Below are 17,547 nucleotides of genomic sequence, written 5' to 3' on the forward strand. Positions count from 1 at the left end.
TTAGTGTACCACACTAAGGCATATTTGCGTACTATTTATTCCACCGTTTCTTTAATTCCTGAATTTGACTGTAATATACATGAGTATTATGGAAGCCTCTTCGTCTGTTCCTATTGTTGCCCCTGAATACAATTACATCAATTCCAATTTCCCTGCATATATTACAATTACATTGCTCCCACGGTCGTTCAGATAGAACCTCTCTATACATGTCCTCATGAATTTCACGCTTTTCACCAAGTATTTTGTCATATTCCAGTATGGCTTCAAGCGTTGAATCTAACTCTCTTGTGCCTGCACTGAACTCCCTAAGAGCACCCAGGGCCTCTTGTTCGAGTCTTTTATACTCAGCAAAACCTATTTCATCACTATTTTGCAACATTTTTTTCACTCGTCCAGATGTTTCCTTTGCCTCCGGAATTCTTATCGCTGTGTAGTGTTTTCCATTTAAGGTGTGGTAATTATGCCCGGTTCCTAACCATGCTCTTCTCAATGGTGAAGAAGAGTCAAAAGATGTCACACCCAACTTATGAAATGCCTCCATTGTTCTCACATCTCGTGCAACACCAAATAAGTGCATTCGAAACGTGGGACTTGGAATAATAGGTGCTATTTCTTTTAAAATTTCATATATTTTTTCTGATTGTTCTCTGGCTAAACCACCTAAGGCAACATAATCGTAACCTAATCCAATAAGATGCTCAACCGCTCTTCGGAAAGAAGGCGGGTCCCATCCTTGGACTATACCTATCGGATGAAACTGATAATTCATTATTTCTGTTCTTTCTCTATACATACGTAAAAACTCTTCCGCCATCGTAAGGGTCAATTCATAACGCTGATTTCGAATGTTTTCATCTTTTTGAAATGGGCCAACTATCAGATGATCAATAGATACACCATAATCTAAACCTAATGTATGATAGTAATCCATAATTTCTTCGGTTGTATACGGTGGTACATCTTTATCAATATAACTAAAAGCACCGCAATCACCCATAATAGGATACTCTCTAGGTAGTTTATAAAAATCGTGCAAACCCATTTCTTCAATCATCTGATTTTTTTGTTTGGTAGCACTATCAATGTTTACTTTAGAGACAAGTAACCCATCAAACTGTGGTCTATCGAATATCTGGTGAGCATACACATCATTTTCCAATGGATTTCTGTTTTTTTCTGAGAAATCAGTCATAAAATCATATTTAGGATCTACCCTATCATCATTCTCTGGAAGATAAAATCTTGGCTCCTCAATACAATTTATAGCAACCAATTCATCCGGAACAGGGAACATTTCACTATAAAACCTTAATAAATCTTCACTATCCGATGTTTCATTAAATAACTCTAGTTGTTTAGTTGAAGCAATGGAATCTAAAATAAATGATCTAATTTGATCCGGATGATCTATTATTGTGCTCCATTTCTGATCAATATCTGTTGTGATAACATTTCTTAATAATTGCGCAAAAAGATAGCCTTTGATTCCGATTAATCCATATCTAAAGGTTTTAGCTTCTTTTTCACCAATAGTTAGTACATGATAATCATCCCAATTTAAAATTCTAGTACGACTGGATGCTCCCGCGAAAAAGATAGCTTTTTGATTGCTATCAAGCTTCAGTGGCCATTCCACAGCTTGTAAGTATTTATCTCCGAGCAAGAAAAAAATAAGATCATATTCTGCAATTTTTGTTTGGAGTGCCTGAGTAATTTTGAGTTCACGCGCCCATCTTTTTATAGACTGTGAATCCATCGAATTAAAAGTTACTTCATAAGGAACAATTTGTTCATCTTCATTCAAAAGGCCGTAACCCGCTGAAATAATGCAAAGATCAATGTCCCCCCCTTGTTGACGGTATTCTTTAATACCACTCATTAGCGCAAGATGTTGACTACCAGTGTACATTTCATCAGCACGTTCTTTAAATTCCAATAATTCTTCTTCTCTTCTTCTCAATACTTCTTTATTTTGAAAATCGTCAAATACAAGCTGATTTATAGGTTTATGTAACTTCTCTCCAGTACAAGAAGTCACAACAAGAATACGGTTTGACAAAAACATCCCATCCTTTAACACAATATAAAATAGGGCGAGAACGCCCTATTTTCAAATAACTTTTCCTTGCTTAAAGAAAATTTGTTTAACAATAATTGCAGCAACTAATTGAACTAATGTCTTAACAATAATTTGACCAACGATAGCTAAGAACACAGCATTCCATGGAAGAATATTAGCGCCCAATGGTGATAAACCAATAACAACGAAAATAATACTATCTAAGACTCCACCGACAATTCCACTATACGCTACCCTTAAATGAAAAGGTAATTTAAGACGAGAATAGATTTCTGTATCTGTGGTCTCAGATACCGCAAATGTAATAATTGAAGCAAATACAATCCAGAGTGTATCACCAAGTAGATACGATGTTAATGCTGACAAAATCATTGCTATTAAAATAAGCAAGTAGGTCTTACGCCGACCCACAAAATTTTGCACAAAATCACGGAAAATAAATGTTGCCCCAATAATAAAAGTCCCCGCTGGAATGATGAAGGGACCGATAAAAAATGGGGCTACTCCTGCCGTCACGACGTTTGATGAAACAATAGCTACTAAATAAGCTATAATTGTTAAGTATTTAATTTGACATCACCTCTTCTATGCAATCCATTATTAATTATAACACCACTTTTGGTTCCGAGCTACCCTTGCTAAACTAAATCATACTACAAATTTCGACTAAATCTGCTAAGAAATATTTATTAAGGGAGGTATTTTTTACTTTAAGTCGAATAATTACAATGAGATATTTAACTTTTATAGAATGGTTGAAGATGGAGGTTATTTTTTGAATAATTATGGAAAATCTGCTATTCGAGCAGTGGAACTCATTCAATCAGGTGACGTTCTTTATACGGAAGATGCCTGGAAACAAGCCACCACAGAATTTTTCACAACTAAAACCAAGGCATGTCCCAAAAGTGCTTTTTTAGGGCTTTGTGAAGCAGGCTTAGTAAAAGGTGTTCATCAGATACATATCAAACAACCTCTAAAAAAAACAACTAACAAAGATCATGCGATTGAAGCTGTTCAACTTCTTACAGAAAATGGAGATTACGCTTCATACAAATCGCTTCAATTGTGGAGGGCTATTATGCAAGGAAATCAAAAGTCACATAATTTCCAAATGGATGTAGTACTGGCACTTTGGAACAATGGGATGATTTCTCCCGCTAAAACTTATATTATAGCTTAATCTTCTATAAAAATAGGCACAACCCAAACTGAAGGATTCTCGTTTAAGTAAACAGTACAATGATAAATAAATTGCCATACCTCAATCTACTAATATATTTTTAGATGAAAGTCTTAGCACATATCACATTGTGAATCGTTAGCCCGGTACAATTTTTGCCGGGCTAGTTATATTGTTTCGTTATTATACAATGTGGGCTTTTCAGAGCATTAAAAGTATACCTTTAAGGACGGGTATAACGAGAGGAATGCAAATAAATATCTCCGTCTCAATATATATCTTTTCAAAAAATAAATAAGGTGTGCCCTTGTATTTAATCAAAGGCACACCTTCCATTTAAAAAATAGATTATGAAGTTCTTGGTCTTAGTTGCGTCCACTTAGTAGGGTTAGATACATCAGCAGCCCCACGCTGTACTCTAGGACTAACTTCAAACCAAGGATCATCATATCCTAAATTAGAATGCGCTTTTACATTTGCTTTCTGAGATATATCAAAATCTTTTGGTGTACCTGAACTATTGTTAGGGTCAGCTTTTCCCCATACCCAAAGATCATTATATTCGTATGAGTATTCTACAACCCCATCGCAACGAATATTTCCAACATAAGCTGGCGAAATATAACCACTTGATGAAGAATCATCATAAGTAAGCTGTGCAAATGCGGTGTATCCTATATCAGGGTTGTTTTTCAAAGCGGCTGCTGTACTCATAATTTGATCTCTTTTAGAAGCATAAATATTGGGATTAGTGAACCACCCATAAAAAGTTTTATTATCCTTAAAAGTATTAAGTGTGCTTAGTTGGACATAAGGTGCAGGATAGCCTTGGATTTCATAAACATACTCTGTCGTCCCACCTGTAGTCCCGTAATATAATCCTGCATGGTTATTACCGAATGTAAGCCACCCACCTTCTCTATACCCTGCATCTCCGGCGTTTGCTGCGTATGAACTGTTGGCTCCAATCAAAAATATTAAAGGCAATAGTAATAGTACAAGAAATTTTTTATTGATCTTCATAATGTTTTGCATGTTATTGTCCTCCCCATTTTCCATTTTTATTAGGATCAATCAAATCATTGGGGTCTATATTTTCTAAAGCCTGTTCAGCAGCTAAAATGACTTCGCTGTTTTGGGAATTAGCGTGTATCTCTTTAATCTTTCCATACACTTCACCATAATGCATGATTTCAGATGCTTTTATAGCCATAATTTTGTCTTCATCAGATGGGCTATCCAGCAGAGTTGAAACTTGCTTAGCATTTGATAATAATGCAAACCGAATAATATCCTTTGCAGTGCCTCCGAACTTGTCCTTCATCTGCATGACTACTCTGACAGCATCTTCCCCTCCAGAAACCCCGAGAGAATAAATTGCACTTTCAAATATCTCTTGATTCTCTGTCTGATCAACTACTTGTTTAACAACATCAAAATACGTATCTAACTCCTTTGCATGAGCAGCACTGGTCAAGAATGAACGTAACAAAGGATCATTCATATTCTCTGTTTTAGCCATTGTTGCCAAAGCATTTGAAAAGTTAGGATCACCTAATCTTCTCATGGCTGTAACAGCAGCGGACCTTACTTCAATTGGTTCTGAAGAGTCTTCAAATATCCCATTCAAATTAATAGAAGATTGCTTATTAAATGTACTCTTTTCTTGTACATTTTCTGTTTTAAGTTGTAATAATGCGTATCTTCGTAACACCATATCCTCAGATTTATCTTCTACTACTGTTTTAATCTGTTCTATATTAGAGCCACTTAATTGTTCCCCCGAATTAGCTGCTATATCTAAAAAAAACGCTCTCATCTTTTGGGGGTATGTTTGATCTGCAAAAATATTTGTAACTTCTAAAGGTATTTCTCTGCCCCACTTCTCATATAAAATTGGTAATATTGACTCAGCGTATTTTTCAAAATTTGTTTCATCATACAGAGCTAGTTCACCCAAAGTCTCGATTAAGTCGTTTGCTTTTAATGACTTCAAGTAAGATGTTTGTTGCCGTAATGTTTTATTTACTTCTTCTTCAGAATTTCGTGACAAGCTATTAGGACTTTCAAAAGAACGCAGCTTGTCAACATGATTAAAACTTTCTATAGATGCCCTACTCGGTTTTACAATTTCAGTCTCCGACGAGTCACCATTCAATGCCATAACAGCCGGAACCAGGGTGGATAAAAGAAGTGCTGATGCTCCAACAGCCACTAAAGTTTTACTGAATTTCAAAGTTAACGCCCTCCTAAAGAATAATTTCATCACAAGGTATGTCACTTGGAAACTGTTTTGGTTTATAATATATGGTAAGTTATGAATTTTCTCTGGGGGTGTGAGGTTCTATTATGAGAGGAATATTTAAAACATTTCGTTTTTGGCTCACCTTTATTTCATCAATGATCGTCATTATAGAAATTTTTGATTTTGATGAATATGGCGTACTTTTAGCTTTGACTAGCCCTGTGATGTGGATTTCAATAAACTATCCAGCCTTCAGACAAATAGGTATTCCAATTGTTTTAACATACGTATTAACTATAGTTTTCTGGTTCTTGGTAGGTTTTTCCTTAGATCGAATGATAAAAAAACTGAAATCAAAACAGCACGACTAATGGTAAAAATACAAACCTCCTTTAACCTCATCCCTCCTTTTATTATATTTATTTGTAAATTATTACATTGTATATTATAACTCTAAACTACTTTTTTTGGCTATTGTTACAAAAATTTCATATTTAGGGAATGTGGTTTTTGAAAAAATCGAGTAGGAGGCTACCCATTAGTTGAGTAGCCGACCTCTCAGTCGAGTAGCCCGAAGGAGTTTCACCTTCAGGCCCTCACAGAACCGTACGTGAACCTCTCGATTCATACGGCTCTTATCATTCGGCCAGTTACGGTACCATTCCGAGGACCCAGTGTGGAAACATATTGGGTTCTCTTTTTGCGAGTTCTTTCAGCCATTTTTCTGCTCGAGTGCGATGTCCTCTGAACCTCTTGTATTTACACATCGCCCATTTGACTAATCTGCGGTTCAGACAGTCCATGGTGTACTTTACTGCTGATGGATTAAATTTTGTGAAGTAGTTGAGCCATCCTCTGACCATTGGAGACAGCATTTCTGCGATCATTTCAATTTTACTACCTGTGTAGCTATGAATTCGCATCGATTTTATTTTGTCTCTGAAACGCTTTGGCCGATTTCGCACTCACTGATGGCAGGAAGTTGAACTGCAATCTCCCCAGTCTGTCTTTGATGAACACCCTTCGAAAGGTGTACCCCAGGAATTCAAACTCAGTGACTGGATACTCCTTTACTCTGTCCTTATCCTTGCAGTATACAATCTTGGTTTTCGTTGGATGCAATTCGAGCTTGCATTCCTCTAGTCGTTCCTTGAGTCTTCCCAGAATCTCCTCAGCTTCCGCTTGCGTTCTGCAGTGGATAATGGCGTCATCTGCATAACTTTCAAACGGTGCGTTTGGATTTGTCCGTTTCATCCACAAGTCAAAAGCGTGATGCATAAACAGATTCGCAAGTACAGGACTGATGACGCCGCCCTGAGGGGTTCCGCTTTTGCGTTCGCTCCATTGACCTTCCACATTTATGAACGGTGCTTTGAGCCATCTTTCGATATACATCAGTATCCATGACTCGCTGATGTGTTTTCGCACTGCACGCATTAATAATTCGTGATCGATGTTGTCAAATAGACCTTTGATGTCAAATTCTAAGACATAGTCATTTTTCCAGCACCTTTTCCTCGCTTGTCTTACTGCATCAATCGCTGACTTGTTGGGACGGTACCCATAGGAATCTGTATGGAAGATGGCCTCTACTCGCGGCTCTATATACACTTTCACTACCATTTGAGCCACTCTGTCTCCGACTGTCGGAATGCCGAGTCCTCGCGTCCCACCGGATTTCTTTGGAATTTCGACCAATTTAACCGGTGGAGGGAAGTAACTCCCGGAACTCATTCTGTTCCAAATCTTATACAGGTTTCTTTTGAGGTCTTTTTCAAAGTTCTTGATGTCCAGACCGTCGATCCCTGCATTTCCTTTATTCGCTTTGACTCTCTTAAATGCTGTCATAACTACCTGCTTTGGAATGTTAAATGGCTTGCTCTCTTTCATCGAATCCTCCTGTTAACCAGTTGTTCTCTGCTTCGAGCTGAATGATGGCGCCCCTTCGCTCCATTGCCATTACAGCAACTTCATGACTACTACAGGCGCCTCCGCCCCTGCATCATGCTTTGCTATTTCGACCTCGTCTTTCTGTGACTTGTGTCTTTTCACTTACCATCATGATGCAGGTTCCTGTGTTTCACATCAGAGCCTTATATGCACTCATGCTGCCTTAATACCGTTTGCCGAGCAGTCAGCCTCCAGGTCTACTTCTGCTCTTTTCCCTGCCTAGTGGTGAACAACAGGTTTTGACAAAACTTTACGCTATCGATACTTCATCGGCAGTTCACTTTCGTTCATCTTTGCATATCCCACATGATTGCTTACGGCAACCTTTTCCCTAGACGCTCACTACCACAACTCTTTATTGCAGCAGCTTAGGGCTGTTTGACGGGTTCGCCTGACTCGATCCCCGTCGAGGGGCCTTCCTCATCTCTGATGTGCCTTTCACAGCACACCACCACCGTACGTACCGTTCGGTATACGGCGGTTCAACCGTTTAAGTGCAATTGACGCAAGCGCTCGTACTGGGCAGGGAAGTCAAAATACCCTGCCTGTGCGAGTCTTTCGTTTGTTACAGAGCGATTCAACACTGTACTACCGGCTATTCGCCATTAGCCCAGCCTTGTATTCCCCCATTTGTAGGCCTGCCACTCCGGTATCCCCAGCTTTCGCAGGTTCTGCACCCTCGTTCGAGGCTTCTTCCATTGCTTCCAGATGTACATCCGCATTCGTCTTCGCAACCATTCGTTCCAGCCTTGCAGGATCCGCTTCATGTCGGCTACGTAGAAATAACCGATCCAGCCGCGAATGTAGACCTTCACATTCTCCATCACCTGCCGAGCCTTCTTACCTTGACTTCGACTCGTTAGCCCCTTTAACCTCTGCTTTGCCTTGGCTAGAGATTCGCGGTGTACACGTATGTACACGCCCTTCCCGTTCTTTCCCAACGCAAATCCCAGAAATTTAAAGTACTTCTGTGCCACGATGCTTACCACTTTGCTCTTCTGTGTATTCAGTTGAAGCTTGAGCTTTTGCTCCAAATACGTCCGGCTGGATGCCAGCAGCCGTAGGGCCGCTCGCCTGCTTTTCGCGAGGACAACGATGTCATCGGTATAGCGGATGACCCTCACGCCTCGACCTTCCATCTCCTGATCATATTCGTTCAGGTAGATATTCGCTAAAAGTGGGGACAACGCCCCTCCTTGCGGCGAACCTTCTTCCGTTGCCTGGCGTACGCCATTTTCCATGATGCCGCTTTTCAGGTACTTCTTGATCAGGTCAATGACGCGTTTGTCCGGGATTCGCTTCCGCAGCAGGTTTAACAGTAGCTCGTGGTTGAGCGTGTCGAAGTATTTCGACAGGTCGATCTCGACCGCATGCCCGTAGCCCTGCTCCGCATAGGCCTTCACCTTTCGAATGACTTGCTGTGCGCTTCGTCCCGGGCGGTATCCGTAGCTCCCGTCCGAAAAGAGCGGCTCGAACAACGGTTGCAGTTGCTGTGCGATCGCTTGTTGAATCACCCGATCGACGACCGTCGGGATGCCCAGCTTTCGCACACCGCTTCCATCTGGTTTGGGGATTTCCTTGCGTCGCACCGGGCTTGGCTTGTAGCTGCCTTCCCGAATACGTTGCAGGACGACCTCCTCTCTGTTTTCCCGTAGCCATGGCAACGCCGCCTCAACGGTCATTCCGTCGATTCCCGGCGCCCCATGGTTCCGTTTAACCTGTTTATACGCCCGGTTCAGATTGTCTCTGTTCAGGATGCGTTCTATCAGGCCTTTTGCACCGTCTCTTTCTCTACCTTCTCGAGCTTCGATGCTCCGCGCTCTTGCATACCCTTCGCGTTCCACACTATCTCTTTGCCGGTAGCCCTTTCGGTATTCTGCTTTCATTGCATCGACTCTCCTTTCGGTTTGTACTCAAGACTTACGATGGTTCAGCCCTTCCGCTTGTCGCTTGCGCGATAAGCGTACTATGGCGTCTGCTGACTTCTCACAGCAAGCTTTACTCCGTGTTTCAGATTTTTTTCCTACTCCACGTCTGTGAGACCTCCCCGGGTAAGAGCGATAACCTTCCCCTCATCCATTTGCCACATTTACATGCCAGAATTCGGGCAGTATTGGACTTCGCTTTGTTTAGCAAGCTCGTCCGTTCCACCATGCCTTGTATGTGGTTTCTGTTCGTCAGACCGAGGGTTTGCCTCCGGCTTCCTTCAGATTCCGCCTCGCGACGGACACCCTTGCCCTTGGCTAACAGTTCCTACTGCCAAGCCTGTAGCGGACTTTCACCGCCTAGTTATCGCCCTTCCCGGGCGCACTAAAATAACCCAGTTAATTCCCTAAAAGAATTAACTGGGTTATTCATTTCAAGTTTTTTCTATACCGTCATACAGTTCCATTAAATATTCCGTTGCACTCAAAGATGTATAGCTGACATCCGACTGAACAATAAACCCTGACCTCTCCAGGGCGTTTATAAATTCATTTGATTTAAAGATGGGAGAAGCATCGATGTGCTTCTCCTTAATCTCCTTCAACGTCCACTGCTTCGGAAATACGATAACCCCATCAATAGCTTGCACAGCAATGTAATTATCCATATCCGTAGTAACACGTATCTCAGGATAATGCGCCTTATGTGCTTTTACATAACTCGTATACGTCTGCGGCCGTTTCTAACGGATCAGCAGGGAAATAGCTTCCTCCGCGCTCTAAAAATCGGTATGCTTTAAACATGTAATTTCTCCTATCAGCACCCATGCCAGAAAATAGAATCCTCTGTTTTGAAATATATTGAATCTGTTTCTATAGAGCAAATTCCCGCTCTAACCTCAAATATCTTGCCGACACCTTTTATCATTTCATAAACCTGATCGATTTTTCTATCATCTGTCCATTCATTCTCTTCAAGTTCTCTGGCTTTACGCCACAAGAGCCGATTAAAGAGCATCAGATCATTGCACTGGCTCTTGATGCCCTGCTTTTCCATCATAGTCCAATATGTTCAATATCTATTACATCCTCCCGCCAATAGGCTTCCAGAATAGGCATAAATCGCTTTGAAAGCTCGTTCAGGTAGACTTGGTACTTTTCTTCCTGCTCAATTTATTATTTCTAATATACAAGTTAAACTTTCTTAAAAACTTCTTATTACAATGAACTTGAAACCCTCCCATACATCACCTGCTTGTCCCCATCAAATAAATTCCGATATACCACCTGTCCACGGCTGGAGGAAGCATCCACGACCTTCCCATCACCCGCATAAATACCTACATGCGTGATATCCATAAAACGACCATTGCGTTCATAGCTCCAAAACACCAAATCTCCAGGAGCTAAATGCTCATATTGGATTGCAAGGTTATTATCTACGATATAACGTGCCTGTTCTGCCGCGGTGCGTGGCAACTGAATATTTAACTGCTTATAAGCCCACTGTACGTGGTAGCTACAATCTGTGTAGCGCCCGATTCCTGCCTTGGGCTGGCTATACGGATCACCTAAACGAGTTAATGCTAGCTTAACCGCCTCAGCCCCATGTGCTCCCTCTGGCAAATCTCGATAAACCAGTTCAAGCTGCTCCTGTGATAAGCCTGTATCACTATCCTTACCTAAAAGAGCAAACATAAGAGTCCTGAATTCCTCTGAAAGCATCTCTTCCATAAGTGAATATTGGTCGTTTGTAAATCTATATTCCCCTGCTTGCTCCTCGGCTGTCCGGCTAGTAATCGTAATACGGAGAACCGTTTCATACGTTGTCACCGTCTTATTTTCTAAGCTACCCTCCTCCTGATCTACCGCTACTGTTTCCTCATGCTTTATCTTTTCTAAATCGTATTCAATTATGTTCATATCCCAAAAGACGGAGTGAATCATTTCCTCACGCGTCGCATCAATCGTGACCACATCCATTCCACCCTCAGCGTCCAGCGCCGTCTTAACTGCAAAGACTGCAATGACATCACTCCAGTTATCTACACGAGTATTATCTGCACCACCAATATAATTTAGCTCCTCACGATCAACAGTACCTGCATTTTGTCTAATCTCCTCTAGCCTATCAACAAATGCAGCATTCATTTCTTGGACAATCGCAGACAAGGGCTTTACATCCTGCTCCGTATTTTCGTCAGAAAAGAAAATGCCAAAGGGGGATGCTATAAGAGAAGCAACCGCTAATACGATGCACATCAGCATAATGACTGAGCCACTCACTCCTAATAAAGCCATGATTCCCTTCACTGCCACAGCGGCAGCCTTTACTACGATACGAATGATTCGAAGATTAAATCGGTTCATGGCCTGTATTCTTTGTATATTTCTTCGAGCTAGTGCTGCCTGGTGGACCGCTTTCCTAGCCTGCTCTATGCCACCCTTTTAAACGAACCGAAGCATTCATACTGCTTTTTGGTCTGTTGGACACCCCCAGCCTTGTTTGCTTGGATAAAGTTTTGATTATTTTTTGCCCTTTGTTAGTAATAGAATGGCTGACCGGCCGAGAATGCTTTGACTTCTTAGAAAATTGAAATGATGACTCCGTACGGAAGAGTCTCCTTTCAACATCACCGGATTGTTTCTCAAGGTTAGACATTCGCCTCAAAGAAGAGGGATTCATTGATTGAGCAGGAGACTGCTTTTTAGGTTCCGCCTGTATTCTGCTGCCTTTTTGCTGCTTAATAGACTGCATTTTCAGTTTAGCTATCTGAACTGCTCCCCGTCAAGTAGACACTTTAAAAAACAAAAATGATTCGTTTGGATACCTTAGCTCGGATGACGTGCTGAGGTATCTTTGTTATGCTGCTCTTCGGTATTCGTTCGGAGACAAACCGTCCAGACACTCTGTGTAACGGTAGTTGTTGTAGTAGCGCATATAACGACGAACTGCGCAGTACAGAGCTTCATAGGTGTCATACTTCGTAAGATAATAACTTTCTGACTTGTATGTGCCCCAAAATCGTTCAATGGGCTGGTTATCCAAACAGCGACTTACACGAGACATGCTCTTTGTAAATCCGTACTTCAACTGGAGCCTTTTATACTCATGAGACGTGTACTGAAAGCCTCTGTCGCTTTGGATCATTGGGGACACACCTGGATGCTTGACGTACGCTTTTTTCAGCGTATCCATCACGAGTTTATTGTTGTTGGAATGACCCAGTACCCATGAAACAATGGAGTTATCGTATAGGTCAATAATGGCACTTAAATAAGCTTTACGCCCATTTCCATACTTCAGTTCTGTCACATCGGTAGACCATTTGACATTTGGAGCAGGGGCATCAAAGTTGCGATTCATTTTGTTTTCAGCTACATGGATCGCTGTGGCACTCACGTAATGTAGCCGTTTTTTACGAATGACTGATTCCATCTCGCTTGTCATAACGACGCTTCACTTCTTTAGCCAGCATACGTACTTCACGTTCTCTGGCAGAAGGTATCCATTTTAACCATTTGTAATAGGAAGATCGTGCTACATCAGCTAACACACATAATACCGCAATAGCGTATCCCTTTTCACGGTGTAGTTCTTGTATCGCTTGATACCGTTCTACATGCCTGACCAGGGTTAACGTGGTTTTCGTCGCCCGATCTCTGCCAACTTTTTTGCGAAGGCATTCTCCATCTCCAGGTATTCGTTTCGGGCTTCCAGTTCCTTGATCCGCAGCTTGAGTTGTTCCTGCTCGCTCAGTTCTTCTACAGGCTTTTTACGCCCCCGACGATCTTGGAGAGCCTCTTCTTGACCTGCTTGATATTTCCGAACCCATGCATATACTTGCGAATAAGACACATCATACTTCTCAGTCGCTTTCTGATAGTCCAGTTCATGTGCGAGGGTATATTTCACAATTTCGATTCGTTCCTCGAATGTGGTTTTACGTCCTTTTTTCATGTGAGATCGTCCTTTACCTTGAAGGGTGTTTTTCCATACGATCTCTTGAGTATACTTGGAAATCCATCTCGATAAAACGCTTCGGCTTGAAATATGATAGGTTTGGATTGCCTTTTCTATGGAGGAACTTCCAGACAATACATCCTGCACGGCAGCTTGTTTAAGCTCGTTGGAGTACGCATGCCATGTTCTTGATTCCACTAATCCGCGCAAGCCCTCTTCTTTATATTTCCATATCCATTGCCTGATCGTATACGCACTACATCCTAATTGCTTGGCTTCCTGGTTTGGACTGGACTCCAACGCAAGGCACTGCTTCACTGCGCGTAGTTTCGCTTCAAGGGACACCTGGCTTCGTTTAGACATTAGAAAAACTCCCAGCATAGTAGACGTAGAAAGTTTTGTTTTTTTCTACTGTCTACTATGATGGGAGCATATCAATTTCAGGGCAATCGGCTTTTAAAGGATATCTATATGAAAAGAGAGCATCCGGCGAAGGATGCTCTCTTGGGTGTAATAAACAAAGGAAATAATAAGACAGAAAGTATTCATAGCTCTCACTATTAGCTACATAGTAAGTAGCAGTAGTTGGGAGAACTATTAAGCAGATCCATACTAGCAGGAATTATGTTCAGCCTGAGTAGTTTAGAATAATACAACTGAATTCTTTTACTACGCCCAATGGCCTCCGATATGACCAATTAGTATTTTACCATTTTCAATCCTTTCTCTTCCCCAATTAAAATATATTCTATATTCAGAATAATCAGTATAAAGCTTAGAGTGTGGATTACATCTAACTTCTTCAAATTCATTATCCATATTAGAGAAATTACAGAGGAATTTGTTCAAACTTTCATTTGAACCTCTTCCAGATGAAATAATGTTATATTCACTTTTTAATCGCCTGTATATCTCATCAGAAGCTCCTCCAGTTTCTAAATATAGTTCCTTAGCAAAGTCATTAAGAACCGACAAATGTCTCACAACTTCTTCTACATGTTCAGTAATATCATTAAAGACATTTAAGGTTTTTTCTATACGTTCATGAAAAATCAACATTGGAAAACATTTTCTATAGTTTCTTTTAAAATCATCAAGATTTCTTGACCTTAATAAGTAAAAACGATGCGGCCAACAAATAAAGTTCTTATTTTTAACATACAATTGATCTTGATTAATAAACTTATTATCTACTATCCCAGTGAGTGCTTTATAACTTGTATTTTCACTTGAATCTAGCGTACTAAATAAAGAATTATAGTCAATGTCATCTACAATTTGTTTCATGATAACTTCAAAAAAAAGCTCTCTAGTATCACTTGCATATTCAGTGTTAAATAAATAATCTGCAAAAATAATATCGTTAACTATCGCTGTCTCATATAAACCCTTTGGTATCTTTACTTCATCTTCATTATCAATAATAGCGTCCAATAAATCACAGAAATCAACGATACTAGACTCAAACTGTGGAAATGATAAATTATCATCTAACAACGGCGCTATATAGTAAGATATACTATTAATCATAAACGTAACCTCAATAAGTCTCTTAAATCATCTTTATTTTGATCAAAAAAACCTTTGGGCCACTTATTCAGTTCCCCATGTTCATTAAGTTCAATTTTTTCAACTTCAATTCTTGAATCAATTGAATTAAAAAAATTCACAGCCATTTTATTGGTTTCTTTCATCTTAGCCAATTGTAACCTCGCCCCATTTATAACATGCTCACTATGAGTTTCAACAATAACCTGTACTCCGCATGAGGACAACAGAGCTAAAAACTGTCCTATTTTTGATTGTCCATATGGATGAAGATGAGCTTCGGGATTTTCTACTATAAGTAAAGAATTGTTAGATGAAGATAATAATAAGCCAGCAACAATTACAGGTAATACATATGTGATTCCAAATCCAGTAGCAGTAGGTACATATTCATCCGATTTGATTTTTTCATTCTTATATTTAATTGTGACCTTATTTACTTCCTCGTACATTGAAATACTCAACTGAGTTCCAGGTATTATTATCTGCAGCCAACCCTCACAATTTGCAGAAAATCTACTGAGATTGCTAGTACGCATTGAATCATGAACCTCATGTTTCAATAAGTTTGCTTTATAAATAATATGACTAGTAAATTCACCTTTATTCCCTACATTAAAAACAGAATTACTACTTATGTCAGAAGTGATTCGCGGCCCCACACGTTCAGCATTCAAATACTGAAAATTATTGTATGGGTCTAAATCTTTCAATAACTCTTCCTGATTTTCTATTGTTAGTGATAAAGGATTAGTTATTTCATCTCCTATGCCTAATCGTACAACATGACTGTTTCCATCACTAAGAACACTATTAAAAATGATTTCTTCGGATGTTTTGTCTTTAGCAATAATATCTTTAGGCAAACCTAAATTAATTCCATTTACATCGCTTGATAAAATTTCACCGTTATATGCGTTCTCATATGCTTTTTTCATAAGGAGTATACTTTGTACAACACTTGATTTTCCAACTGCATTTCCACCTGCTAATATGGTTATAGGGTGAAAAATAATATCTTGATTAACCCAGCATTTGTAATTTTGAATACTTATTTTAGAAATCATATTTTAAGACCTCCGACAGTATCTCTTTTGCTTTTAAAAAGCTATATTGTACGGAACGTGTACTGTTTGTTCCCTGAGTCAAAAGCGTATTATAAGTAACATCCTCAGTTAACTGCTTTGCTAATTTATTTAGAACCTCATCTCCGAATTCTAAAAATTCAATATCTATAAATCTTGGATTTGATAAAACAACTGCCCATGAAGTATATAAAGATTTATTAATAATATCAAGATTACTATAAACATATCCATTTGAATTAACATAACATTTTCTAAATGCATATTCCTTAAACAGCTTCTTCGCTGCAACCATAGCTCTTTTAAAAGCTACCATGAATTCTTCAATTTCTTTGTTATTCGTTTCATTAAGCTTCAATACAGCGTTATCAAGAAATGCTGCTATATTTCCTGAATAGTAATTCAAAGTTCCTTCATCGAAATTATAAGCTTTGTAAAAAGCAATAAAACGTAAAATAAATTCTTGTCCATCCATTCGATCATCCTTTATACGTCCACGAGTTGCTTCCCTAAATTCCTCGCTAGCATATAGGCTCTTTAGAAGTTGCCTAGTGTGATTTTTAGAGATTGCATTTCGAATCTCTTGAGGTTTAAGGCTAATCCCCCCAGTATTCACTCTTCTAAAAATATCAAAAACTACATTCGAAGGAGACCTAGCATCCAAAATATTTACGGCTAATTGTGTCCTGTATATTCTTTGTTGATATTTGACATCCAGTTCTGAGAATTTTTTTCCTCCACAATATTCTTCAAGATACTCTAAACCAAAAAGTCTAAAATCCCCGTTAATAAATTCAGCTATTGTTGACAATCTCTGTAAACCATCAATTACAATGAATTTCGAATCTTCATTCTCATAAAAATAAAATGCAGGAATAGGGATTCTTAACATTAAAGACTCTATTAGTAGGGACTTTCTTTTCTTTTCGTTCCAAACCTTATTTCTTTGAAAGCCTGGATTAAGAATAATTTGTTTCTCTTTCATAAGATCAGTCAAATATTTAAGAGATAGCATTTGTTGATCTATTCTAATTTTGTCTGCATCGAAAGGACGTTCATAATTCTCATCTTCCTGCTCCTCATATTCATTTTCTTCATATTCAAATCCATAAAACTCATCAACAAGTTCTTCAATCCTTCCGTTATCCTCTTTATACCCAGCCATAAAATCACCACCTTAAAGTTCTTATTTATTGCTCAGATATTACTACCTCAATATCACCTATTATTTATTATAACCAACTTTATTGATTTTTTTACGAAACCCTTAACCCATGATTTTAAAGAGTGTCTTTCAAAACTCTATCCCATAAAATTCTACTCCATTTCCCATAAGTTTCATAGTATTAGACATATTAATAATCTACACATTAAAAAAAGAAAAAACGCCCTACATAGAGGACGTTTTCTTAAAATTTTTATTAAACTACTTACTATCCCCTGACATGTCTACACACTCGACGTCAAAACCAAGGTCCAGCACGACCGAAACCTCGATTTTGTCCTTCAGCACCTTATTTTTGAAATCAGCGCCATCCTTCGTGAAGGTCATGAAACCCGCAAA

At 39.4% G+C, this 17,547-nt stretch carries 19 protein-coding genes; 2 read left to right on the forward strand and 17 right to left on the reverse strand.

All coding sequences use genetic code 11. The features are described from left to right. Positions 1 to 31 precede the first annotated feature (31 nt). Both dpdA and ACR8BL_RS12775 read right to left on the reverse strand, forming a co-directional pair. On the reverse strand, positions 32 to 2,062 hold the full coding sequence (gene dpdA, locus ACR8BL_RS12770; RefSeq protein WP_434748020.1) for a tRNA-guanine transglycosylase DpdA: 2,031 nt from the start codon (positions 2,060 to 2,062) through the stop codon (positions 32 to 34). Between the two features lie 51 nt (positions 2,063 to 2,113). Beyond that, positions 2,114 to 2,599 carry a VUT family protein gene (locus tag ACR8BL_RS12775; RefSeq protein ID WP_233901819.1) on the reverse strand — a complete coding sequence of 162 codons (486 nt, stop codon included), beginning with the start codon at positions 2,597 to 2,599 and terminating at the stop codon, positions 2,114 to 2,116. 259 nt (positions 2,600 to 2,858) lie between these two features. Between ACR8BL_RS12775 and ACR8BL_RS12780 the strand changes: the two genes are divergently transcribed. Further along, a complete protein-coding gene (locus ACR8BL_RS12780) occupies positions 2,859 to 3,266 on the forward strand; it encodes a DUF6979 family protein (protein WP_434748021.1) in 408 nt (135 codons plus the stop codon). A 348-nt stretch (positions 3,267 to 3,614) separates the two neighbouring features. On the opposite strand, the gene ACR8BL_RS12785 is transcribed toward ACR8BL_RS12780, so the two are convergent. Together ACR8BL_RS12785 and ACR8BL_RS12790 are read right to left on the reverse strand one after the other, a co-directional pair. After that, entirely contained in the window at positions 3,615 to 4,301 is a 687-nt protein-coding gene (locus tag ACR8BL_RS12785; RefSeq protein ID WP_434748022.1) for a hypothetical protein, read from the reverse strand. A 1-nt stretch (position 4,302) separates the two neighbouring features. Further along, the gene (locus ACR8BL_RS12790; protein WP_434748023.1) at positions 4,303 to 5,502 is read right to left on the reverse strand and encodes a hypothetical protein; all 1,200 of its coding nucleotides are present in this window, start codon (positions 5,500 to 5,502) and stop codon (positions 4,303 to 4,305) included. Between the two features lie 113 nt (positions 5,503 to 5,615). Between ACR8BL_RS12790 and ACR8BL_RS12795 the strand changes: the two genes are divergently transcribed. Continuing rightward, positions 5,616 to 5,882: a hypothetical protein gene (locus ACR8BL_RS12795; RefSeq protein ID WP_434748024.1), complete on the forward strand. Its 267-nt coding sequence runs from the start codon at positions 5,616 to 5,618 to the stop codon at positions 5,880 to 5,882. A 279-nt stretch (positions 5,883 to 6,161) separates the two neighbouring features. On the opposite strand, the gene ACR8BL_RS12800 is transcribed toward ACR8BL_RS12795, so the two are convergent. From ACR8BL_RS12800 to ACR8BL_RS12860, 13 genes are all read right to left on the reverse strand, one after another. Then, positions 6,162 to 6,434: a group II intron maturase-specific domain-containing protein gene (locus ACR8BL_RS12800; RefSeq protein ID WP_434748025.1), complete on the reverse strand. Its 273-nt coding sequence runs from the start codon at positions 6,432 to 6,434 to the stop codon at positions 6,162 to 6,164. Further along, on the reverse strand, positions 6,421 to 7,401 hold the full coding sequence (gene ltrA / locus ACR8BL_RS12805; protein WP_434748026.1) for a group II intron reverse transcriptase/maturase: 981 nt from the start codon (positions 7,399 to 7,401) through the stop codon (positions 6,421 to 6,423). The genes ACR8BL_RS12800 and ltrA (ACR8BL_RS12805) overlap by 14 nt, the downstream gene beginning before the upstream one ends. Before the next feature lie 665 nt (positions 7,402 to 8,066). Continuing rightward, positions 8,067 to 9,347 carry a group II intron reverse transcriptase/maturase gene (gene ltrA, locus ACR8BL_RS12810; protein ID WP_434748027.1) on the reverse strand — a complete coding sequence of 427 codons (1,281 nt, stop codon included), beginning with the start codon at positions 9,345 to 9,347 and terminating at the stop codon, positions 8,067 to 8,069. Between the two features lie 473 nt (positions 9,348 to 9,820). Next, positions 9,821 to 10,054, reverse strand: coding sequence for a hypothetical protein (locus ACR8BL_RS12815; protein WP_434748028.1), 234 nt, complete (start codon positions 10,052 to 10,054; stop codon positions 9,821 to 9,823). Between the two features lie 149 nt (positions 10,055 to 10,203). After that, positions 10,204 to 10,446, reverse strand: a complete 243-nt coding sequence (locus ACR8BL_RS12820) for a hypothetical protein (protein WP_434748029.1) — start codon at positions 10,444 to 10,446, stop codon at positions 10,204 to 10,206. Positions 10,447 to 10,604: 158 nt separating this feature from the next. Continuing rightward, complete coding sequence (locus tag ACR8BL_RS12825; protein ID WP_434748030.1) at positions 10,605 to 11,756, reverse strand: C40 family peptidase; 1,152 nt, start codon at positions 11,754 to 11,756, stop codon at positions 10,605 to 10,607. 493 nt (positions 11,757 to 12,249) lie between these two features. Then, positions 12,250 to 12,837 (reverse strand): IS3 family transposase, encoded by a 588-nt coding sequence (locus ACR8BL_RS12830; RefSeq protein WP_434758358.1) that lies wholly within the window; start codon positions 12,835 to 12,837, stop codon positions 12,250 to 12,252. Then, positions 12,806 to 12,943, reverse strand: coding sequence for a hypothetical protein (locus ACR8BL_RS12835; protein ID WP_434748032.1), 138 nt, complete (start codon positions 12,941 to 12,943; stop codon positions 12,806 to 12,808). The genes ACR8BL_RS12830 and ACR8BL_RS12835 overlap by 32 nt, the downstream gene beginning before the upstream one ends. An 80-nt stretch (positions 12,944 to 13,023) precedes the next feature. Then, a complete protein-coding gene (locus ACR8BL_RS12840; RefSeq protein ID WP_434748033.1) occupies positions 13,024 to 13,713 on the reverse strand; it encodes a helix-turn-helix domain-containing protein in 690 nt (229 codons plus the stop codon). Positions 13,714 to 14,019: 306 nt separating this feature from the next. Then, a complete protein-coding gene (locus ACR8BL_RS12845; RefSeq protein ID WP_434748034.1) occupies positions 14,020 to 14,880 on the reverse strand; it encodes a hypothetical protein in 861 nt (286 codons plus the stop codon). Continuing rightward, positions 14,877 to 15,965, reverse strand: coding sequence for a DUF3696 domain-containing protein (locus ACR8BL_RS12850; RefSeq protein WP_434748035.1), 1,089 nt, complete (start codon positions 15,963 to 15,965; stop codon positions 14,877 to 14,879). Before ACR8BL_RS12850 ends, ACR8BL_RS12845 begins: the two co-directional genes overlap by 4 nt. Next, positions 15,955 to 17,148 carry a DUF262 domain-containing protein gene (locus ACR8BL_RS12855; protein ID WP_434748036.1) on the reverse strand — a complete coding sequence of 398 codons (1,194 nt, stop codon included), beginning with the start codon at positions 17,146 to 17,148 and terminating at the stop codon, positions 15,955 to 15,957. The genes ACR8BL_RS12850 and ACR8BL_RS12855 overlap by 11 nt, the downstream gene beginning before the upstream one ends. Positions 17,149 to 17,409: 261 nt before the next feature. Further along, positions 17,410 to 17,535, reverse strand: coding sequence for a hypothetical protein (locus tag ACR8BL_RS12860; RefSeq protein ID WP_434748037.1), 126 nt, complete (start codon positions 17,533 to 17,535; stop codon positions 17,410 to 17,412). Positions 17,536 to 17,547 lie beyond the last annotated feature (12 nt).

It is taken from the genome of Paenibacillus amylolyticus, assembly GCF_051136285.1.
Classification (GTDB): Bacteria; Bacillota; Bacilli; order Paenibacillales; family Paenibacillaceae; genus Paenibacillus; species Paenibacillus amylolyticus_F.

Bases quoted from the DNA above. Each gene is read 5' to 3' on its own strand.
- ACR8BL_RS12860 (WP_434748037.1), bottom strand. From the start codon at position 17,535: ATGACCTTCACGAAGGATGGCGCTGATTTCAAAAATAAGGTGCTGAAG.
- ACR8BL_RS12820 (WP_434748029.1), bottom strand. From the start codon at position 10,446: ATGATGGAAAAGCAGGGCATCAAGAGCCAGTGCAATGATCTGATGCTC.
- ACR8BL_RS12815 (WP_434748028.1), bottom strand. From the start codon at position 10,054: ATGGATAATTACATTGCTGTGCAAGCTATTGATGGGGTTATCGTATTT.
- ACR8BL_RS12825 (WP_434748030.1), bottom strand. From the start codon at position 11,756: ATGAACCGATTTAATCTTCGAATCATTCGTATCGTAGTAAAGGCTGCC.
- ACR8BL_RS12795 (WP_434748024.1), top strand. From the start codon at position 5,616: ATGAGAGGAATATTTAAAACATTTCGTTTTTGGCTCACCTTTATTTCA.
- ACR8BL_RS12845 (WP_434748034.1), bottom strand. From the start codon at position 14,880: ATGATTAATAGTATATCTTACTATATAGCGCCGTTGTTAGATGATAAT.
- ACR8BL_RS12840 (WP_434748033.1), bottom strand. From the start codon at position 13,713: ATGTCTAAACGAAGCCAGGTGTCCCTTGAAGCGAAACTACGCGCAGTG.
- ltrA (WP_434748026.1), bottom strand. From the start codon at position 7,401: ATGAAAGAGAGCAAGCCATTTAACATTCCAAAGCAGGTAGTTATGACA.
- ACR8BL_RS12855 (WP_434748036.1), bottom strand. From the start codon at position 17,148: ATGGCTGGGTATAAAGAGGATAACGGAAGGATTGAAGAACTTGTTGAT.
- ACR8BL_RS12800 (WP_434748025.1), bottom strand. From the start codon at position 6,434: ATGCGAATTCATAGCTACACAGGTAGTAAAATTGAAATGATCGCAGAA.
- ltrA (WP_434748027.1), bottom strand. From the start codon at position 9,347: ATGAAAGCAGAATACCGAAAGGGCTACCGGCAAAGAGATAGTGTGGAA.
- ACR8BL_RS12785 (WP_434748022.1), bottom strand. From the start codon at position 4,301: ATGCAAAACATTATGAAGATCAATAAAAAATTTCTTGTACTATTACTA.
- ACR8BL_RS12850 (WP_434748035.1), bottom strand. From the start codon at position 15,965: ATGATTTCTAAAATAAGTATTCAAAATTACAAATGCTGGGTTAATCAA.
- ACR8BL_RS12830 (WP_434758358.1), bottom strand. From the start codon at position 12,837: ATGACAAGCGAGATGGAATCAGTCATTCGTAAAAAACGGCTACATTAC.